At 69.1% G+C, this 13,299-nt stretch carries 15 protein-coding genes; 8 read left to right on the top strand and 7 right to left on the bottom strand.

The annotated features are described in order from the left end of the window. A partial coding sequence (locus C3Y15_RS31960; RefSeq protein WP_208328096.1) for a hypothetical protein occupies window positions 1–186 on the bottom strand: 186 nt, incomplete at its 3' end. A gap of 214 nt (window positions 187–400) precedes the next feature. On the opposite strand from C3Y15_RS31960, the gene C3Y15_RS08090 reads away from it, so the two are divergent. Then, the gene (locus C3Y15_RS08090) at window positions 401–1,279 is read left to right on the top strand and encodes an EamA family transporter (protein WP_172820464.1); all 879 of its coding nucleotides are present in this window, start codon (window positions 401–403) and stop codon (window positions 1,277–1,279) included. Between the two features lie 115 nt (window positions 1,280–1,394). Here C3Y15_RS08090 and C3Y15_RS08085 read toward each other — a convergent pair whose 3' ends face one another. Both C3Y15_RS08085 and C3Y15_RS08080 read right to left on the bottom strand, forming a co-directional pair. Further along, entirely contained in the window at window positions 1,395–2,912 is a 1,518-nt protein-coding gene (locus C3Y15_RS08085) for an N-acetylmuramoyl-L-alanine amidase (protein WP_011885826.1), read from the bottom strand. Beyond that, window positions 2,894–3,445: a bifunctional tRNA (adenosine(37)-N6)-threonylcarbamoyltransferase complex ATPase subunit type 1 TsaE/phosphotransferase gene (locus C3Y15_RS08080; protein WP_014723523.1), complete on the bottom strand. Its 552-nt coding sequence runs from the start codon at window positions 3,443–3,445 to the stop codon at window positions 2,894–2,896. Before C3Y15_RS08080 ends, C3Y15_RS08085 begins: the two co-directional genes overlap by 19 nt. A gap of 17 nt (window positions 3,446–3,462) precedes the next feature. On the opposite strand from C3Y15_RS08080, the gene queG reads away from it, so the two are divergent. Genes queG through xerD form a run of 3 tightly spaced genes read left to right on the top strand, consistent with a single transcriptional unit; the run spans window position 3,463 to window position 6,177 of the window. Then, window positions 3,463–4,689 (top strand): tRNA epoxyqueuosine(34) reductase QueG, encoded by a 1,227-nt coding sequence (gene queG / locus C3Y15_RS08075; protein WP_034192642.1) that lies wholly within the window; start codon window positions 3,463–3,465, stop codon window positions 4,687–4,689. Window positions 4,690–4,747: 58 nt separating this feature from the next. Beyond that, window positions 4,748–5,218: a methylated-DNA--[protein]-cysteine S-methyltransferase gene (locus tag C3Y15_RS08070; RefSeq protein ID WP_059460539.1), complete on the top strand. Its 471-nt coding sequence runs from the start codon at window positions 4,748–4,750 to the stop codon at window positions 5,216–5,218. Beyond that, complete coding sequence (xerD, locus tag C3Y15_RS08065; protein ID WP_014723521.1) at window positions 5,215–6,177, top strand: site-specific tyrosine recombinase XerD; 963 nt, start codon at window positions 5,215–5,217, stop codon at window positions 6,175–6,177. Before C3Y15_RS08070 ends, xerD begins: the two co-directional genes overlap by 4 nt. A gap of 15 nt (window positions 6,178–6,192) precedes the next feature. Here the strand turns inward: xerD and C3Y15_RS08060 are convergent, their stop codons facing one another. Next, window positions 6,193–7,755 carry an AMP-binding protein gene (locus C3Y15_RS08060; RefSeq protein WP_124259755.1) on the bottom strand — a complete coding sequence of 521 codons (1,563 nt, stop codon included), beginning with the start codon at window positions 7,753–7,755 and terminating at the stop codon, window positions 6,193–6,195. Between the two features lie 243 nt (window positions 7,756–7,998). Here C3Y15_RS08060 and ybaK point away from each other — a divergent pair, with 243 nt between their 5' ends. Together ybaK and plsY are read left to right on the top strand one after the other, a co-directional pair. Continuing rightward, on the top strand, window positions 7,999–8,490 hold the full coding sequence (ybaK, locus tag C3Y15_RS08055) for a Cys-tRNA(Pro) deacylase (protein ID WP_011885820.1): 492 nt from the start codon (window positions 7,999–8,001) through the stop codon (window positions 8,488–8,490). 176 nt (window positions 8,491–8,666) lie between these two features. Continuing rightward, entirely contained in the window at window positions 8,667–9,305 is a 639-nt protein-coding gene (gene plsY, locus C3Y15_RS08050) for a glycerol-3-phosphate 1-O-acyltransferase PlsY (RefSeq protein WP_059621819.1), read from the top strand. An 85-nt stretch (window positions 9,306–9,390) separates the two neighbouring features. Here plsY and C3Y15_RS08045 read toward each other — a convergent pair whose 3' ends face one another. Further along, window positions 9,391–9,876: a YajQ family cyclic di-GMP-binding protein gene (locus tag C3Y15_RS08045; protein ID WP_011885818.1), complete on the bottom strand. Its 486-nt coding sequence runs from the start codon at window positions 9,874–9,876 to the stop codon at window positions 9,391–9,393. A gap of 134 nt (window positions 9,877–10,010) precedes the next feature. On the opposite strand from C3Y15_RS08045, the gene murB reads away from it, so the two are divergent. Continuing rightward, complete coding sequence (gene murB / locus C3Y15_RS08040) at window positions 10,011–11,060, top strand: UDP-N-acetylmuramate dehydrogenase (RefSeq protein ID WP_059460503.1); 1,050 nt, start codon at window positions 10,011–10,013, stop codon at window positions 11,058–11,060. A gap of 114 nt (window positions 11,061–11,174) precedes the next feature. Here murB and argF read toward each other — a convergent pair whose 3' ends face one another. Beyond that, window positions 11,175–12,104: an ornithine carbamoyltransferase gene (gene argF, locus C3Y15_RS08035; protein ID WP_011885816.1), complete on the bottom strand. Its 930-nt coding sequence runs from the start codon at window positions 12,102–12,104 to the stop codon at window positions 11,175–11,177. Window positions 12,105–12,518: 414 nt separating this feature from the next. Here argF and C3Y15_RS08025 point away from each other — a divergent pair, with 414 nt between their 5' ends. Further along, entirely contained in the window at window positions 12,519–12,839 is a 321-nt protein-coding gene (locus C3Y15_RS08025; RefSeq protein ID WP_011885815.1) for a DUF3579 domain-containing protein, read from the top strand. Window positions 12,840–12,979: 140 nt separating this feature from the next. Here the strand turns inward: C3Y15_RS08025 and rpsT are convergent, their stop codons facing one another. Further along, window positions 12,980–13,252, bottom strand: coding sequence for a 30S ribosomal protein S20 (rpsT, locus tag C3Y15_RS08020; RefSeq protein WP_006482211.1), 273 nt, complete (start codon window positions 13,250–13,252; stop codon window positions 12,980–12,982). Between the last annotated feature and the right edge of the window lie 47 nt (window positions 13,253–13,299).

Here is a 13,299-nt window from a genome sequence, read left to right as displayed (position 1 = left end):
GCGGACGAGGCGGACGAGGCGGACGAGGCGGACGAGGCGGACGAGGCGGACGAGGCGGACGAGGCGGACGAGGCGGACGAGGCGGACGAGGCGGACGAGGCGGACGAGGCGGACGAGGCGGACGAGGCGGACGAGGTGGACGAGGTGGACGAGGCGGGCGAGGCGGGCGAGGCGGGCGAGGCGCACGAAGCGAGGCGGCGAATCGGCGGTGCAGCGGCGGCGAATCGCAGCCGAATCGCCCGCGAAACGATGTCACCTCGCAGGCACGTGCGATGCGCTGCACCGCTCGTCGCGGCACGGCGCGATCCGATGCGCGCCGCGCGGGTCGCGGATCGCGCCGCGAAATTCGGTAGACTGGCCGGCTCGGCAGCCCGGCCGATTATCGAGGAGACTTCCCATGATGGCTCCGAAGGACCTGCTGCTTGCGCTGATCGTGATCCTCGCATGGGGCGTGAACTTCGTCGTGATCAAGGTCGGCCTGCACGGCATGCCGCCGATGCTGCTCGGTGCGCTGCGCTTCACGCTCGCGGCGGTGCCCGCGGTGTTCTTCGTGCGCAGGCCGCAGATCCCGTGGCGCATGCTGATCCTGTACGGCGCGACGATTCAGCTCGGCCAGTTCGTATTCCTGTTTACCGGCATGTACGTCGGGATGCCCGCCGGCCTCGCGTCGCTGGTGCTGCAGTCGCAGGCGTTCTTCACGCTGGTGTTCGCGATGCTGTTTCTCGGCGAGCGGCTGCGCGCCGAGAACCTCGCGGGGCTCGCGATCGCCGCGGCCGGGCTCGTCGTGATCGCGGTGCAGGGCGGCGCCGCGATGACGCTCGCCGGCTTCCTGCTGACCATCGGCTCGGCCGTGATGTGGGCGTTCGGCAATATCGTCACGAAGAAGGTCGGCCGCGCGAACCTCGTGTCGCTCGTCGTGTGGGCGAGCCTCGTGCCGCCGCTGCCGTTCTTCTTGCTGTCGCTGTGGTTCGAGGGGCCGCAGCGGATCGCCGCCGCGCTGGCCGGACTGAACGGTACGTCGATCTTCGCGGTGGTCTATCTGGCGTTCGTCGCGACGCTCGTCGGCTACGGCTTGTGGAGCCGTCTGATGTCGCGCTATCCGGCCGCGCAGGTCGCGCAATTCTCGCTGCTGGTGCCGATCGTCGGGCTCGCGTCGTCGGCGCTGCTGCTCGACGAGCACCTGAGCCGCATGCAGCTGGTCGGCGCCGCGCTCGTGATGGGCGGACTCGTGGTGAACGTGTTCGGTGGGAAGCTGCTGCGCCGCTTCGCGGCGTCGTGACGCGCCGGCACGCGGCGCGTGCCGGCGGCGGGAAAGGCAGGGGCGGGGAAGCCGGTGCAGGCGCGGGAAAGGTCGGCCAGGACGAGCGGGCCGTGCCGCTCGCACCGGCCGTACGTCAGGCCATCCGGTTCTTCGCGAGCGGCGGATTGGCCGCGAAGTAGCGCTTGATGCCGCGGAAGATCGCGTCGGCCATTTCCTCGCGATAGCTGTCGTCGTTGAGTCTGCGTTCTTCGTCCGGGTTGCTGATGAACGCGGTCTCGACCAGGATCGACGGAATGTCGGGCGCCTTCAGCACCGCGAACCCGGCCTGCTCGACCGAGCCCTTGTGCAGCTTGTTGATGCCGCCGACTTCCTTCAGTACGTAGTTGCCGTAGCGCAGCGAATCGCGGATCTGCGCGGTGGTCGACATGTCGAACAGCGCGCGGCTCACGGCCGCGTCCTGCGTCTTGATGTTGATGCCGCCGATCAGGTCGGATGCGTTTTCCTTGTTCGCGAGCCAGCGCGCGGCGGCGCTCGACGCGCCGTGGTCGGACAGCGCGAACACCGACGAGCCGCTCGCGGACGGCGTCGTGAACGCGTCCGCGTGGATCGACACGAACAGGTCCGCGCCGACGCGGCGCGCCTTCTGCACGCGCACGTTCAGCGGCACGAAGAAGTCGGCGTCGCGGGTCATCATCGCGCGCATGTTGGGCGCGCCGTCGATCTTCGCGCGCAGCTTCTTCGCGATGTCGAGCGCGACGTGCTTCTCGTAGGTGCCTGCGCCGCCGATCGCGCCCGGATCCTCGCCGCCGTGGCCCGGATCGATCGCGACCGTCAGCAGCCGCATCGTGCCGCCCTTGCCGGATTTCGGCGCGGTGAACTTGTAGGTGTCGGCGTCGTCGTCGCTGTCGTCGCGGCGCGCGATGACGGGCGGCGGCTTGACGGCCGGCTTCGCCGGCGTCGAAGGCGCGGCCTGCGGCGTGCGCGGCGCGGCCGGCGTGTTCTGCGCGAAGCGCTGGAAGAACGCGTCGCTGTTGTCGGCCGCGGCGGGCGGCGTGGCCGGGCCCGTGAGCCTCGACGGCGGCTGCATCTGTTGCGCGCGCGCGCTGTCGTTCAGCGCCTGCTCCTTGCGTTCGGTCTGTGCGATCAGGTCGGTCAGCGGATCGGGCGCGACGGCCGGATACAGGTCGAACACGAGCCGGTACTTGTAGGTGCCCACCGGCGGCAGCGTGAACACCTGCGGTTTCACCGACCCCTTCAGGTCGAACACCATCCGCACCACGTGCGGCTGATACTGGCCGACGCGCACCGACTGGATCTGCGGATCGTTTGGCGCGATCTTCGACACGAGGTCGCGCAGCGCCTGGTCGAGATCGAGGCCGTTCAGGTCGACGACGAGGCGGTCCGGCCCCTGCAGCAGCTGCTGGCTGTTCTGCAGCGGCTGATCGGATTCGATCGTGACGCGCGTGTAATCGCGCGCGGGCCAGACGCGCACGCCGAGCACCGAAGATGCGTGCGCGACGCGCGGCGCGACGAGACCGAGCACCAGCGTCGACGCACCGGCGCGCAGGATTTGGCGGCGCCGCCAGTTGTGCGTCGCGGTGGCCGCCGATTCGATCGAGCGGAACGGTTTGATCAACATCTTTCGAGACATGCCTTTCCTGAAGCGCTGAACGCCCGGACGGTGAGGGCGCGGCCGTCGCCGTCCACGTCGAGCGAGAAAACCAGATCGGGCACGCCGAGTAGCGCGCCTGCCTGTTGCGGCCATTCGACGAGGCAGATCGCGCTCGAATTGAAATATTCGCGAAAGCCTGCGTCGGACCATTCGGCCGGATCGTTGAATCGATACAGATCGAAGTGATAGACCTCGAGTTCCCCGTCGTCGCGCGCGAACGCGTATGGTTCGACGAGCGTGTAGGTCGGGCTGCGCACGCGCCCCGTGTGGCCGAGGCCGCGCAGGATCGCGCGCACGAGGGTCGTCTTGCCCGCGCCGAGATCGCCGATCAGCTGGATCTGCAGCCCCGCGAACGCGTGGGTGCGCGCCAGCTCGGTGCGTGCGGCGTCGAGCGCATGCGCGAAGCGGGCGCCGAAGGCCTCGGTCGCCGCTTCGTCGGCGAGTGCGATCACGCGCTGCGCGAGCGGAGCGGGCAGCGTGTCTGCATGAGGCGGATGGGGCGTGGCTGGCATTCTCGTAAAATAGTGCGATGAACCGCTTACCGGAACTCGCCGCATCCGACGGCCCTTCGACTCGTGCCGAGGGCGCGGCGCCGTGCGCGCTCGACGATGCGGCGTTGACTGCGCTCGCCGCGCGCATCAGGGCGTGGGGGCGCGAATTGGGTTTCGGGGCGATCGGCATCAGCGATACCGATCTCTCGGATGCCGAAGCGGGCCTCGCCGCCTGGCTGGAAGCCGGGTACCACGGCGAAATGGATTATATGGCGAAACACGGGATGAAACGCGCGCGGCCGGCCGAACTTGTGGCCGGTACGCGACGCGTGATCTCCGCGCGGCTCGCCTATCTGCCGGCCGCGACGCTCGCCGCCGACGCGCCCGACGCGTCGTCCGCGCCGCACGACTGGCGCGCCCGCGAGCGCGCCCGGCTCGACGATCCGCAGGCGGCCGTCGTGTCGATCTACGCGCGCGGCCGCGACTATCACAAGGTGCTGCGCAACCGGCTGCAGACGCTCGCGGAGCGCATCGAGCGCGAGATCGGCGCATACGGCTACCGCGTGTTCACCGATTCGGCGCCGGTGCTCGAGGTCGAACTGGCGCAGAAGGCCGGCGTCGGCTGGCGCGGCAAGCACACGCTGCTGCTGCAGCGCGACGCGGGCTCGCTCTTCTTCCTCGGCGAGATCTACGTCGACGTCGCGCTGCCGACCGATGCGCAGACGGCGCCCGATGCGGCGCCCGAAACGCCCGGCGCGCACTGCGGCAGCTGTACGCGCTGCCTCGGCGCGTGCCCGACCGGCGCGATCGTCGAGCCGTATCGCGTCGACGCGCGCCGCTGCATTTCGTATCTGACGATCGAGCTGAAGGGCAGCATTCCGGAGCCGCTGCGGCCGTTGATCGGCAATCGCGTGTACGGCTGCGACGACTGCCAGCTCGTGTGCCCGTGGAACAAGTTCGCGCAGGCCGCGCCGGTCGCCGATTTCGACGTGCGGCACGGGCTCGATCGCGCGACGCTCGTCGAGCTGTTCGGCTGGGACGCCGAAACCTTCGACACGCGGATGCAGGGCAGCGCGATCCGGCGCATCGGCCACGAAAGCTGGCTGCGCAATCTCGCGGTCGGGCTCGGCAACGCGCTGCGTGCGCCGGCCGGGCGGCTCGCGCCCGCTGCGCGCGACGCGATCGTCGCCGCGCTGCGCGCGCGAGCGGACGATCCGTCGCCGGTCGTGCGCGAGCACGTCGAATGGGCGCTGCGCGCCGCATGAACGCGGCGTAAAGTGTCGTCGGCGCGGCGGCGCCGCGCGTTTCACCGGGAGGAGAATGATGTTCAACGCAGTGATCGACGCACCGTTCGGCAAGGTCGGCATCCGCACCGACGCGGCGGTGGTGCGCGAGATCGTCTATCTGCCCGAATCGGTCGGGTCGGTCGCGCCCGCTTCGCCGCTCGCCGAGCGTGCGGTCGAGCAGATCGAGCGCTATTTCGAGCGGGCGTCGGCACGCTTCGACCTGCCGCTCGCGCCGGTGGGCAGCGCGTTCCAGCAGCGCGTGTGGGACGTGATCAGCGACATTCCGCCGGGCACGGTGCTGACCTACGGGCAGGTCGCGAAGCGCATCGGCAGCGCGCCGCGCGCGGTCGGCCAGGCGTGCGGCGCGAACTACTTTCCGCTCGTGATTCCGTGTCACCGCGTCGTCGCGGCGGGCGGCCTCGGCGGTTTCGCGAACCACGACGACGGCGGTTATTTCCAGACAGTGAAGCGCTGGCTGCTGGCGCATGAAGGCGTGCCGTACCGATGAACGAACCGTTGCTTTCCCCCGCTTCCGATGCCGACGCCGCCGGCGATCCGCTCGCCGCTTCGCCGGCGCAGCTCGCGAGCCGCGCGTCGATCGACCTGTTCTGCGACGCGCTGTGGCTCGAGCACGGGCTGTCGCGCAATACGCTCGATGCGTACCGGCGCGACCTGACGTTGTTTTCCCAATGGCTCGCCGCCACCCACCACGCGGCGCTCGACTCCGCCGACGAAGCGATGGTGACCGGCTATATCGCCGCGCGCAGCGACGGCAAGGCGACGTCGTCGAACCGGCGGCTGTCGGTGTTCCGTCGCTACTACGGCTGGGCCGTGCGCGAGCATCGCGCGAGCGCCGACCCGACGTTGCGGATTGCGTCCGCGAAGCAGGGCGCGCGGTTTCCGTCGACGCTGTCGGAGGCGCAGGTCGAGGCGCTGCTCGGCGCACCGGACATCGGCACGCCGCTCGGGCTGCGCGATCGCACGATGCTGGAGCTGATGTACGCAAGCGGGCTGCGCGTGAGCGAACTGGTCACGCTGAAGACCGTCGAGGTGGGGCTCAACGAGGGCGTCGTGCGGGTGATGGGCAAGGGCTCGAAGGAGCGTCTCGTGCCGTTCGGCGAAGTCGCGCACGGCTGGATCGAGCGCTATCTGCGCGACGCGCGGCCGGCGCTGCTCGGCGCGCGCGCGGCCGACGCGCTGTTCGTGACCGCGCGCGGCGACGGGATGACGCGCCAGCAGTTCTGGAACATCATCAAGCGTCACGCGCAGCGCGCGGACGTGCGCGCGCACCTGTCGCCGCACACGCTGCGGCACGCGTTCGCGACGCACCTGCTGAACCACGGCGCTGACCTGCGCGTCGTGCAGCTGCTGCTCGGCCACAGCGACATCTCGACCACGCAGATCTATACGCACGTCGCGCGCGAGCGGCTCAGGACGCTGCACGCGCAGCACCATCCGCGCGGCTAGCGCGGGCGCCGCGCGCTACGCGAGGTCGCGCAGCTTGTGTTTCAGCACCTTGCCGGTGGAGGCGGCCGGCAGCGCGTCGAGCACGCGGATGCGGGCCGGGCGCTTGTACGGCGCGAGGCGTTGCGCGCACCACGCATGCAGTTCGGCGTCGGCAGCCGTCGCGCCGGGCGCGAGCTCGACGAACGCGAGCACTTCCTCGTTGCCGTCGACCGCGCGCCCGATGACGGCCGCCTGCACGACGTCCGGATGTGCGTTCAGCACCTGTTCGACCTCCACCGGATACACGTTGAAGCCCGAGCGGATGATCAGCTCCTTGCTGCGGCCCGCGATCGTCACCGCGCCGTCGGCGTCCTGGCGGGCGAGATCGCCGGTGCTCAGCCAGCCGTCCGGCGACACGGCCGCGCGCGTCGCGTCCGCGTTGCGGTAGTAGCCGAGCATCACGTTCGGCCCGCGCACGCGGATTTCACCGACCTCGCCGCGCGGCACGTCGGCGCCGTCCGGCGCGACGATCCGCATCTCGACGCCGGGAATCGGCATACCGACCGAGCAGTCGGCGCGCGGCGCGTCGAGCGGCGTCTGCGTGATCGTCGGGCTGCTTTCGGTCATTCCGTAGCCGTTGTGCAACGGCACGCCGTACACGCGCTCGACGCGCGCCTTCAGGTCGGCGTCGAGCGGCGAGCCGCCCGAATACGCGAAGCGCAGCCGCGGCGCGCGCCACGCGTGCCCGTGCGTGTGCAGGTGCTCGAGCAGCTTCGCATGCATCGCGGGCACGCCCTGGAAGATCGTCACGCGTTCGTCGGCGAGCGCGACGCGCACGGCTTCGGGCGAGTAGCGCGGCGCGAGGCGCAGCGTCGCGCCTGCGTACAGGCTGCCGAGGCAGACCGACGCGAGCCCGTACACGTGCGACACGGGCAGCACCGTATAGACGACGTCGTCGGGCGACACGCGGCGCAGCGCGCTCGACGTCGCGGCGACGAACAGCAGGTTGCGATGCGACAGCATCACGCCTTTGGGCGCGCCCGTCGTGCCGGTCGTGTAGATCAGCGCCGCGCACTGAGCGGCGCCGTCGGCCGCGACCGGCTCGGCCGGCGCGTCGGCGTCGACGTGATGCGACCACGCGCCGATGTCGATCGGCAGCGCGTCGGCGGGCGCGGCGCGGTAGCGCGCGGCATGCGCGCGCGCATCGGGCGAGGCTTCGGTCGCGAACGCGATCAGCTTCGGGCGCGCATGCGCGGCGATCGCGTCGAGTTCGCTGACTGCCAGGCGCGCGTTCGACACCAGCGCCCACGCATCGACGCGCGCGGCCGCGAGCAGCAGCACGATCTGCGCGACGCTGTTTTCCGCGACGATCATCACGCGATCGCCGCCGCGCACGCCGAGCGCGGCGAGCCGGGCCGCGGCCGCGTCGACGGCCTGGGCGAGTTCGGCGTACGACAGGCGGCGCGCGTCCTCGATCAGCGCCGGGTGCGTGGGCGCCTGCGCGGCCCGCAGCGCGGGCACGTCGGCGATGCGAGCGGGCAGCGCGGCGAGCAGGGCCGCGACGTCGGGCGGCGCGGATGAGCGAACGGACGAGGACATGACGTCTCCATGAAGAAGGCAGCGGCAGCGGCACGGGCAGCGTTGCGAACGATCGTGCCATGGCGGCCGGGCCGCCACAATCGGCCATTCGGTCAATAGCGCGTCGCGATGTCCGCAATGATGGCGCAGCGGCCGGCTGGCTGGGCCGCGCCTGCGGGCCGCGAGTATACCGCCGGCGTCCGCACGCGATCGTGCGATGGCGCAATGGCGCGCATGCCGGTCGTTCGCCATTAAAATGCGGCGATGAGCAAATCCAGACACGTGTCCGAAACCCCCGCGACCCAGTTGCTGCGCCGCCACGGCGTCGCGTTCGACGAATATCCGTACGACTACGTCGAGCACGGCGGCACCGGCGAGTCGGCGCGCCAGCTCGGCGTGGACGAGCACTGCGTCGTGAAGACGCTCGTGATGGAAGACGAGCACGCGAAGCCGCTGATCGTGCTGATGCACGGCGATCGTACGGTGTCGACCAAGAACCTCGCGCGGCAGATCGGCGCGAAGCGCGTCGAGCCGTGCAAGCCGGACGTCGCGAACCGCCACTCGGGCTATCTGGTCGGCGGCACGTCGCCGTTCGGCACCCGCAAGACGATGCCCGTCTACGTCGAGTCGACCATCCTCGAATTGCCGACGATCTATCTGAACGGCGGCCGCCGCGGCTATCTCGTGAGCCTCGCGCCGGCGGTGCTCACGACGCTGCTCGGCGCGACGCCCGTGCAGTGCGCGAGCGTCGACTGAGGGTTTCACCTTCGTCGCACGCGCTGCACGTTCGGTAGAATGGGCGCCGTTTCGGCCGGTCGGCCCGCCCGGCCGGCCGCCGCGGCTCGTGTGTAACGCGGCCGCGCTTCACCGCGCGGCGCGCGTGCCTGCCCGGCCGCCCCCATCATCGATACGTTGAAAGAAGAGTTCTCCGCATGCAGATCCTGCTCGCCGCACTTGTTGCCTATCTGATCGGTTCGGTGTCGTTCGCCGTCATCGTCAGCGCCGCGATGGGCCTGGCCGATCCCCGTTCGTACGGGTCGAAGAATCCCGGCGCGACCAACGTGCTGCGCAGCGGCAACAAGAAGGCCGCGATCCTGACGCTCGTCGGCGACGCGTTCAAGGGCTGGCTCGCCGTGTGGCTCGCGCGGCACTTCGGGATGCCCGACGTCGCCGTCGCATGGGTCGCGATCGCCGTGTTCGTCGGTCACCTGTATCCGGTGTTCTTCCGCTTCCAGGGCGGCAAGGGCGTCGCGACCGCGGCCGGCGTGCTGCTGGCCGTGCATCCGGTGCTCGGCCTCGCGACCGCGCTGACCTGGCTGATCGTCGCGTTCTTCGTCCGCTATTCGTCGCTCGCGGCGCTGGTGGCCGCCGTATTCGCGCCGGTGTTCGACGTGTTCCTGTTCGGCACGCGCAACAATCCGATCGCCTGGGCGGTGCTGGCGATGAGCGTGTTGCTGGTGTGGCGTCACCGCGGCAACATCGCGAAGCTGCTGGCGGGGCAGGAGAGCCGGATCGGCGACAAGAAGAAGGCTGCGGCCGACGGCGGCGCGCAAGGCGGCGGAAAGGTCTGACGCGCGGTGTCGAGGCGTCGCGGCTGCCGCGCGGTGCGGCAGCCGGTGTGCGGCAGCCGGCCGACTTGGCGGCCGGCGACGTCGCTCAGTCGCGGAAGTTGTTGAAGTCGAGCGGCGTGTCGGTCACGTCCTTGCGCAGCATCGCGATCACGCTCTGCAGATCGTCGCGCTTCGTGCCGGCCACGCGCACCGCATCGCCCTGGATGCTCGCCTGCACCTTGATCTTGCTGTCTTTCACGAGCCTGACGATTTTCTTGGCGAGGTCGCCCGTCACGCCCTTTTTCACGGTGACGATCTGCTTGACCTTGTCGCCGCCGATCTTTTCGACCTTGCCGTAGTCGAGGAAGCGCACGTCGACGTTGCGCTTCGCGAGCTTGCCGATCAGTACGTCCTTGACCTGGCCGAGCTTGAAATCGTCGTCGGCGAACAGCGTCAGCTCGCGCTCCTTCTGCTCGACGCGCGCGTCCGAGCCCTTGAAGTCGAAGCGTGTCGAGATTTCCTTGTTCGACTGCTCGATGGCGTTCTTCACTTCGATCATGTTCGCTTCGGAAACGACGTCGAACGATGGCATGGCATTCTCCCTTGAGGTGCGGCGCCCGGCTCACGCGCGGACACTCGCTATAATTGCGGACTGTTTGCCATTTTACCGATGCCCCTGCGTTTGCCCAAGGCCGGCCGTCCGGCCGCCCGGCTGACGCCACGCGAATGCCGATGCCTCCTGACGATTCCCCGCTGTCGCTGCTTTTCGACCATCCGCTCGCCGCGCACAACACGTTCGGCATCGCCGCGACCGCGCGCTATGCGGCGCGCATCACGCACGCCGCGCAGTTCGAGGCGCTGCACCGCGATCCGCGCGTCGCGTCGCTGCCGCAGCTCGTGCTCGGCGGCGGCAGCAACGTCGTGTTCACGCGCGATTTCGACGGCGTCGTGCTGCTCGACGAGATCGGCGGCCGCCGCGTGGTGCGCGAGGACGACGACGCGTGGTACGTCGAAGCCGGCGGCGGCGAGCCGTGGCATGCGTTCGTCGCGTGGACGCTCGAGCAGGGGATGCCGGGGCTCGAGAACCTCGCGCTGATTCCGGGCACCGTCGGCGCGGCGCCGATCCAGAACATCGGCGCGTACGGCCTCGAGATGAAGGCGTACTTCGACTCGCTGATCGCCGTCGAGCTGGCGACGGGGCGCAGCGAGCGCTTCGACGCGGCGCGCTGCGCGTTCGGCTATCGCGACAGCTTCTTCAAGCGGGACGGGCGCGGCCGCTTCGCGATCGTCGCGGTGACGTTCCGGCTGCCCAAGCGCTGGACGCCGCGGCTCGGCTACGCGGACGTCACGCGCGAGCTCGACGCGCGCGGCATCGCGCCCGACGCGGCCACGCCGCGCGACGTGTTCGATGCGGTCGTCGCGATTCGCCGCGCGAAGCTGCCCGATCCGGGCGTACTCGGCAATGCCGGCAGCTTCTTCAAGAACCCGGTGATCGACGCCGCACAATTCGACGCGCTGCGTGCGCGTGCGCCGGACGTCGTGTCGTATCCGCAGCCGGACGGCCAGGTGAAGCTCGCGGCCGGCTGGCTGATCGACCAGTGCGGCTGGAAAGGGCGCGCGCTCGGCGCGGCGGCCGTACACGAGCGGCAGGCGCTCGTCCTGGTGAATCGCGGCGGCGCGACCGGCGCCGACGTGCTCGCGCTCGCGCGGGCGATCCAGCACGACGTGCGCGCGCGCTTCGGCGTGGAGCTGGAACCCGAACCCGTCTGCCTGTAGCGCGGCCTCGGGTCGCGCGGCGCGCGGGCTGTCGCGACGAAAAAAGCGCCGATCGACGATCGGCGCTTCTTCGTTCGCATCGTGCCGCATTGCGCGGCGATACGGCGGCGGCTCTCAGTGCTTGAGGCGGCCCAGCAGCAGGAACTCCATCAGCGCCTTCTGCACGTGCAGGCGGTTTTCCGCCTCGTCCCACACCACGCTCTGCGGCCCGTCGATCACGCCGGCCGTCACTTCCTCGCCGCGGTGCGCGGGCAGGCAGTGCATGAACAGCGCGTCCGCGTTCGCATAGCCCATCATTTCCTCGTCGACGCACCAGTCGGCGAACGCCTGCTTGCGCGCTTCGTTCTCCGCTTCGAAGCCCATGCTCGTCCACACGTCGGTCGTCACGAGATCGGCGCCCTTGCACGCTTCGTTCGGATCGTCGAACACTTCGTAGAACGGCGCGCTGTCGGGCGACACGAGCTTCATGTCGAGCGCATAGCCCGGCGGCGTCGACAGGCGCAGCTTGAAGCCGAGAATCTGCGCGGCTTCGATCCACGTGTACAGCATGTTGTTCGCATCGCCGACCCACGCGACCGTCTTGCCGGCGATCGGGCCGCGGTGTTCGTAGTACGTGAAGATGTCGGCGAGGACCTGACACGGATGGTATTCGTTGGTCAGGCCGTTGATCACCGGCACGCGCGAGTTTTGCGCGAAGCGCGTGATCACGTCCTGCTCGAACGTGCGGATCATGATGATGTCGACCATCCGCGAGATCACCTGCGCGGAATCCTCGACCGGCTCGCCGCGGCCGAGCTGCGTGTCGCGCGTGCTCATGAACACCGCGTGGCCGCCGAGCTGGAAGATGCCGGCTTCGAACGACAGCCGCGTGCGCGTCGAGCTCTTCTCGAAGATCATCGCGAGCGTGCGATCGTGCAGCGGATGGTAGGTCTCGTAGTTCTTGAACTTGCGCTTCAGGATACCCGTGCGTTCGAGCACGTACTCGTAGTCTTCCAGCGAGAAATCCTTGAACTGCAGGTAGTGACGAATGGTTTTGGCGGTCATGAAACGAAATACGGCGGGTCTCACCCGGCAGCGGAGCCGGACGGCGCCGCCGTCGGATGTGGATAACTCAAAGCAGCATAATGGATTTTCTGTGCTTTGACGAGCCGTGGCGAAAAGCGGGGAGCGATCGTCGCGCGCACGGGCCGCGAGTCGGGCAGTGGGGTTCGGCACGACGCGCGATGGCGCGCTGCGGTATAATTCAAAAGTTTTCTCCAGCCCGGCAGACAAGCCTCTTCGCGTACTGCCGGACACAAGCGGGTGCGCTGCACAAATCCGGTGCGGCGCGCTGGCGGCATGGCGCGACGGCCTCTTTTCGGGATGTCGGAGCATCTGCGCCGCCGTCCACTCCAGCTCGTGTTCGCATCTCCAGGCAGCGTCGCCTGGGCATTGCCGGGCCGTCACTTGGGTAACCACATGGCTGAAACCCCTCCGACCGAATTCTTCATCCAGGGCATCACGAAAGACGGGAAAAAGTTTCGCCCGAGCGACTGGTCGGAGCGTCTGGCCGGCGTGATGGCCTGTTTCGGGCCCGGTGCAAGCGGACCGAATGCACGGCTGAAGTACTCGCTGTACGTGCGCCCGACGATGCTCGGCGATCTGAAATGCGTGATTCTCGATTCGCGGCTGCGCGACATCGAGCCGATGGCATTCGATTTCGTGCTCAACTTCGCGAAGGACAACAACCTCGTCGTGACCGAAGCCTGCGAATTGCCGGACTACAACGACAAGAAGTGAGCGAGGCGTGCGACGCCTGCTTGCGCGTGGCGCCCATGCGGCCCGACGCGCGCGGCGCGCGCACAGCAAAAAAGCCCGCCTAGGCGGGCTTTTTCACGATCGCAGGAAACAGGGCGCCCGCCGAAGCGGGCACACCGGATTTACGCTGCTGCCTGCAGGCCCTTGACGGCTGCGGCGAGGCGGCTCTTGCTGCGAGCGGCCTTGTTCTTGTGAACGATCTTCTTGTCGGCGATCGTGTCGATCGTCTTCACGGCAGCCTTGAACAGCTCGGCAGCCTTTGCCTGGTCGCCGGCTTCAACAGCCTTGCGAACCGACTTGATCGCGGTGCGGAATTTCGAGCGCAGCGCCGAGTTGTGCGAATTTGCCTTCGCGGCCTGGCGGGCGCGCTTGCGTGCTTGTGCGGAGTTAGCCATGACGGTTCCTTATCCTGTCCTGTTTCCAGAGCTTGGAGCCTGACGGC

The organism is Burkholderia sp. B10, from assembly GCF_004368385.1.
Classification (GTDB): Bacteria; Pseudomonadota; Gammaproteobacteria; order Burkholderiales; family Burkholderiaceae; genus Burkholderia; species Burkholderia vietnamiensis.
The sequence above is the reverse complement of the archived record's forward strand: the minus strand, read 5'-3'. Positions and strand labels throughout refer to the sequence as shown.